The 5,909-nt window shown below is 70.8% G+C and carries 4 protein-coding genes; all 4 read right to left on the bottom strand.

Annotated elements, in window-relative coordinates; translation table 11 throughout:
• Window positions 1-75: 75 nt before the first annotated feature.
• The gene (gene ispG, locus GTW67_RS23665) at window positions 76-1,233 is read right to left on the bottom strand and encodes a flavodoxin-dependent (E)-4-hydroxy-3-methylbut-2-enyl-diphosphate synthase (RefSeq protein WP_161166816.1); all 1,158 of its coding nucleotides are present in this window, start codon (window positions 1,231-1,233) and stop codon (window positions 76-78) included.
• A 208-nt stretch (window positions 1,234-1,441) separates the two neighbouring features.
• A complete protein-coding gene (locus GTW67_RS23660) occupies window positions 1,442-2,746 on the bottom strand; it encodes a site-2 protease family protein (protein WP_161166815.1) in 1,305 nt (434 codons plus the stop codon).
• Window positions 2,743-3,999, bottom strand: a complete 1,257-nt coding sequence (dxr, locus tag GTW67_RS23655) for a 1-deoxy-D-xylulose-5-phosphate reductoisomerase (RefSeq protein ID WP_161166814.1) — start codon at window positions 3,997-3,999, stop codon at window positions 2,743-2,745. The genes GTW67_RS23660 and dxr overlap by 4 nt, the downstream gene beginning before the upstream one ends.
• 148 nt (window positions 4,000-4,147) lie before the next feature.
• Window positions 4,148-5,909 (bottom strand): acyl-CoA dehydrogenase family protein (locus GTW67_RS23650; protein WP_161166813.1); only part of this gene is annotated, 1,762 nt, incomplete at its 5' end.

The following is a 5,909-nucleotide window of genomic DNA, read 5'->3' as shown; positions in this document are numbered from 1 at the left end:
GGCCTCGTCCTCAAACGCCGGACGGGCTGGAGTGCACCGGTCCGGCGTTGGACGGTGACGGGCGCGTGTGAAGGTTCAGCCGGCGACCGAGACCGACGGTTCGCCGGAGGTGACGCCGTCCTGCTCCATCTGCTCGGCCAGCTTCATGGCCTCCTCGATGAGGGTCTCCACGATCTTGGACTCGGGGACGGTCTTGATGACCTCGCCCTTGACGAAGATCTGGCCCTTGCCGTTGCCGGAGGCGACGCCGAGGTCGGCCTCGCGGGCCTCGCCGGGGCCGTTGACGACGCAGCCCATGACGGCGACGCGCAGCGGGACGTCCATGCCGGTCAGGCCGGCGGTGACCTCCTCGGCCAGCTTGTAGACGTCGACCTGGGCGCGGCCGCAGGACGGGCAGGAGACGATCTCCAGGCCGCGCTGGCGCAGGTTCAGCGACTCCAGGATCTGGATGCCGACCTTGATCTCCTCGACCGGCGGGGCGGAGAGGGAGACGCGGATGGTGTCGCCGATGCCCTGGGAGAGCAGGGCGCCGAAGGCGACGGCCGACTTGATGGTGCCCTGGAAGGCGGGGCCGGCCTCGGTGACGCCGAGGTGGAGGGGGTAGTCGCACTGGGCGGCGAGCTGGCGGTAGGCCTCGACCATGACGACGGGGTCGTTGTGCTTGACGGAGATCTTGATGTCGCGGAAGTCGTGCTCCTCGAAGAGGGACGCCTCCCAGAGGGCGGACTCGGCGAGCGCCTCGGGGGTGGCCTTGCCGTACTTCTGGAGCAGGCGCCGGTCCAGCGAGCCCGCGTTCACGCCGATGCGGATCGGGGTGCCGTGGTCCTTCGCCGCCTGGGCGATCTCCTTGACCTTGTCGTCGAACTGCTTGATGTTGCCCGGGTTGACCCGGACCGCGGCGCAGCCCGCCTCGATGGCGGCGAAGACGTACTTGGGCTGGAAGTGGATGTCGGCGATCACCGGGATCTGCGACTTCTTCGCGATCACCGGGAGGGCGTCGGCGTCGTCCTGGGTGGGGCACGCCACCCGCACGATCTGGCAGCCGGAGGCCGTCAGCTCGGCGATCTGCTGGAGGGTCGCGCCGATGTCGGACGTGCGGGTCGTGGTCATGGACTGCACCGACACGGGGGCGTCGCCGCCGACCGCCACGGTGCCGACCTGGATCTGCCGGCTCTTCCGGCGCGTGGCGAGCGTGGTCGGAACGGACGGCATGCCGAGAGAAATCGCAGTCATCTGCTGTGCAACCCCAAGTCTTGGATCAAGATCCGGCCCCGGTCAGCGGCGGGCTCCGGCCCCTCGAGATTACGGCACGGACCTGAACCCCCGGCACACAGCGTACGGCGAATCCACCCGATGGCGGCCATCTGCCCCGCGAGATGCGTGGAGCCCGATCCGGAGGGACAGGCTCCCCGGATCGGGCTCTCGACGGCCGTGCGGGGCGTCAGCTGATGCGGACCGGGTTGACGACGTCCGCCACCAGGACGAGCAGGGTGAAGCAGACGAACACGCCCGCCACCACGTACGCCACGGGCATGAGCTTGGCCACGTCGAAGGGGCCCGGGTCGGGCCGGCGCAGCAGCCTGGCGAAGCTCCGGCGCAGCGACTCCCACAGCGCGCCCGCGATGTGGCCGCCGTCGAGCGGCAGCAGCGGGAGCATGTTGAAGAGGAACAGGGAGAGGTTGAAGCCGGCCACCAGCATGACGAACATGGCGAGCTGCTGGGTGGGCGGTATGTCCAGCGTGGCGATCTCGCCGCCGACCCGGGCGGCGCCGACGACGCCCATCGGGGAGTCGGCCTCGCGGGGTCCGTCGCCGAAGGCGGCGTCCCACAGTGCGGGGATCTTGCCGGGCAGGGCGGCGAGGGAGTCGACGGCGTCGCCGATGCGGTCGCCCATCCAGGTCACGGACTGGCCGAAGTCCTGTTTCACCACGCCGGTGGCGGCGCTGAAGCCGAGGAAGCCGGCGGTGACGTACTCGCCCTGGACGATCTGTCCGTGGGAGTCCTTCTTGGCGACCTTGTTGCTGGCGATCTGGGCGTGGAGCGTGACCTCCTGGCCGCCGCGCTCGACGACGATCGGCACCTCCTGGCCGGGGGTGGCGCGGATCAGGTCGGAGAGCCTGTCCCAGTCGTCGGTGCGGACGCCGTCGAAGGAGACGATCTTGTCGCCCGCCTTCAGGCCGGCCGCCGCGGCCGGGGAGGCCGGGTCGGACTCGGCGCAGTCGTCGCGGTTCTCGCTCTGGGAGATGACGCACTTCGAGACGGAGCTGACGGTGGTGGTCTGCTGCGAGATGCCGAAGCCCATCAGGACCGTGAGGAAGAGCACCACGGCGAGGATGAGGTTCATGAAGGGGCCCGCGAACATCACGATGACCCGTTTCCACGGCTTGCGCGTGTAGAACAGGCGCTTGTCGTCACCGGGCTGGAGCTCCTCGAAGGCCGCCGAGCGGGCGTCCTCGATCATGCCGCGCCAGGGCGAGGTGGAGCGGGCCTCCATGCGGCCGTCGGGGCCGGGCGGGAACATGCCGATCATGCGGATGTAGCCGCCGAACGGGATGGCCTTGACCCCGTACTCGGTGTCGCCCTTCTTCTTGGAGAAGATCGTCGGTCCGAAGCCCACCATGTACTGCGGCACGCGGATGCCGAACATCTTGGCCGTGGAGAGGTGGCCCAGTTCGTGCCAGGCGATGGAGAAGAGCAGGCCGACGGCGAAGAGGACTATGCCGAGGATGAACATCAGGGTCGTCATGCACGGGCCTCCGCCGTCTGTGCCGCCAGTTCCCGGGCCCGGGCGCGGGCCCAGGTCTCCGCTTCGAGGACGTCCGCGACGGTGAGGGAAGTTCCCGTACGGGGGGTGCCGTGTTCCTCGACCACCCGCGTGACGGTCTCCATGATCCCGAGAAACGGCAGTGCGCCGGAGCGGAACGCCTCGACGCACTCCTCATTGGCGGCATTGAACACCGCCGGGGCCGTGCCCGCGAGCTGTCCGACGTGCCGGGCCAGGTTCACGGAGGGGAAGGCCTCGTTGTCGAGCGGGAAGAACTCCCAGGTCGAGGCCTTGCTCCAGTCGAAGGCGGGGGCGGCGTCGGGGACGCGCTCGGGCCAGCCGAGGCCTACGGCGATGGGCCCGCCCATGTCGGGGGGCGTCGCGTGGGCCAGTGTGGATCCGTCCGTGTACTCGACCATCGAGTGAACATACGACTGCGGGTGCACGACCACCTCGATGCGGTCGAAGGGGATGTCGTAGAGGAGGTGGGCCTCGATCACCTCCAGGCCCTTGTTGACGAGGGTGGCGGAGTTGATGGTGATCACCGGGCCCATGGCCCAGGTGGGGTGGGCGAGGGCGTCCTCGACGGTGACGGCGGCCAGCTGTTCCCGCGTACGTCCGCGGAAGGGGCCGCCGGAGGCGGTGACGACCAGCTTGCGCACGTCGGCGCGGGTGCCGGCGGCGAGGGCCTGGAAGAGGGCGGCGTGCTCGGAGTCGACCGGGATGATCTGGCCCGGCTTGGCGAGCGCCTTGACCAGCGGCCCGCCGACGATGAGCGACTCCTTGTTGGCGAGCGCGAGGGTGCGGCCCGCCTCCAGGGCGGCCAGGGTCGGGGCGAGGCCGATGGAGCCGGTGATGCCGTTGAGGACGGTGTGGCAGTCGGAGGCGGCGACCTGCGTGGCGGCGTCCGGTCCGGCGAGGATCTCGGGAAGCGGCTCCCCGGTGCCGTACTGGGCGCCGAGCGCCTCACGCAGTGCCGGTACGACGTCCTCGCGGGCGACGGCGACGGTCCGTGCCTTCAGCCGGTACGCCTGCTCGGCGAGGAGGGCGACCCGGCCGCCGTTGGCGGACAGGGCGGTGACCCGGAAGCGGTCCGGGTTGCGCAGCACGAGGTCGATGGCCTGGGTCCCGATCGACCCGGTGGACCCGAGGATCACCACGTCCTTCGGGCCGTCGCCCGCCACCGGGTCGTAGACGAGGTGCGGGTCGGCGAGTGGGGCTGGACTGTCGCTCATCCCCCCATTGTGGCCGCAACGCGCCTCCGCGAGGACAGCGCGTCCCTCGGGCGGGTGTCGCCGGCCGGTGGGGGCGGCCGCGCGGCCGGGGCCTGTCGTCGCCGTCCGGCGGGGCGGCGGCGACAGGCCCGGGTGTCCGGCGGGCGGGTCAGGGGATGGGGCGGTGGACGTTCTGCCTGGTGCTCGGGCCGGGGGTCGTGTCCTGGATCCAGGGGCCCTGGCCCGACGGGTCGACGACGCCCTGCTCCAGCCATTCGTAGGCGCCGCCCAGGACGCCCTTGACGACCTTGCGGTCGAGGTCGTCGGTGTTGGTCCACAGGCGGCCGAAGAGTTCCTCGACGCGGACGCGGGACTGGTGGCAGAAGGCGTCGGCGAGCTGGTAGGCCTCGCGGCCGTGGTCGCCGTTCGCGCGCAGGTGCTCGGCGCGGACGCAGGCGGCGCTCATGGCGAACAGTTCGGCGCCGATGTCGACGACGCGGCCCAGGAAGCCCTGCTTGGTCTCCATCCGGCCCTGCCAGCGGGACATGGCGTAGAAGGTGGAGCGGGCGAGCTTGCGGGCGGTGCGTTCCACGTAGCGCAGATGGCCGGAGAGGTCGCGGTGGCCGGAGGGGTGGAAGCCGGTGTACGAGCGCGGCAGGTGGCCGGGTCCCGCGACGAGCTTCGGCAGCCACTTGGCGTAGAAGACGCCCGCCTGTGCGCCCGCCTTCGCCTTGTCGGACAGGGACTTGTCGGGGTCGATCAGGTCGCCGGCGACCGAGAGGTGGGCGTCGACGGCCTCGCGGGCGATCAGCAGGTGCATGATCTCCGTGGAGCCCTCGAAGATGCGGTTGATGCGCAGGTCGCGCAGGAGCTGCTCGGCGGGTACGGCGCGCTCGCCGCGGGCTTCGAGGGAGGCCGCGGTCTCGAAGCCCCGTCCGCCGCGGATCTGGACCAGCTCGTCGGCCATCAGGCAGGCCATCTCGGAGCCGTAGAGCTTGGCGAGGGCGGCCTCGATGCGGATGTCGTTGCGGTCCTCGTCGGCCATCTGGGAGGCGAGGTCCACGACGGCTTCCAGGGCGAAGGTGGTCGCCGCGATGAAGGAGATCTTGGCGCCGACCGCCTCGTGCAGGGCGACGGGCTTGCCCCACTGCTCGCGCGCCGCCGACCACTCGCGGGCGATCTTCAGGCACCACTTGCCGGCGCCGACGCACATGGCGGGCAGCGAGAGGCGGCCTGTGTTCAGGGTGGTCAGGGCGATCTTGAGGCCGGCGCCCTCGGCGCCGATGCGGTTGGCGGCGGGGACGCGGACCTGGTGGAAGCGGGTGACGCCGTTCTCCAGGCCGCGCAGGCCCATGAAGGCGTTGCGGTTCTCGACGGTGATGCCCTCGGAGGCGGCCTCCACGACGAAGGCGGTGATGCCGCCCTTGTGGCCCTCGGACTTCGGCACGCGGGCCATCACGACGAGCAGGTCGGCGACGACGCCGTTGGTCGTCCACAGTTTCACGCCGTCGAGGACGTAGTCGTCGCCGTCGGGGACGGCGGTGGTCGCCAGGCGCGCCGGGTCCGAGCCGACGTCCGGCTCGGTGAGCAGGAACGCCGAGATGTCGGTGCGGGCGCAGCGCGGCAGGAACGTGTCCTTCTGCTCCTGGGTGCCGAACATCTTCAGCGGCTGCGGCACGCCGATCGACTGGTGGGCGGAGAGCAGCGCGCCGATCGCGGGGTTCGCGGAGCCGACCAGGGAGAGGGCCTTGTTGTAGTAGACCTGGGTGAGTCCGAGGCCGCCGTACTTGGTGTCGATCTTCATGCCGAGGGCGCCGAGCTCCTTCAGCCCCGTGATCACCTCGTCGGGGATCCGCGCGTCGCGTTCGATGACGGATCCGTCGATCTTCGTCTCGCAGAAGTCGCGGAGCTTGGCGAGGAACTCCTCGCCG

It is taken from the genome of Streptomyces sp. SID5910, assembly GCF_009862125.1.
Taxonomy (GTDB): Bacteria; Actinomycetota; Actinomycetes; order Streptomycetales; family Streptomycetaceae; genus Streptomyces.
Note: the sequence above shows the minus strand (reverse complement) of the source record. Positions and strands in the feature narration are given on the sequence as shown.

Bases quoted from the DNA above. Each gene is read 5' to 3' on its own strand.
- ispG (WP_161166816.1), bottom strand. From the start codon at position 1,233: ATGACTGCGATTTCTCTCGGCATGCCGTCCGTTCCGACCACGCTCGCC.
- GTW67_RS23660 (WP_161166815.1), bottom strand. From the start codon at position 2,746: ATGACGACCCTGATGTTCATCCTCGGCATAGTCCTCTTCGCCGTCGGC.
- dxr (WP_161166814.1), bottom strand. From the start codon at position 3,999: ATGAGCGACAGTCCAGCCCCACTCGCCGACCCGCACCTCGTCTACGAC.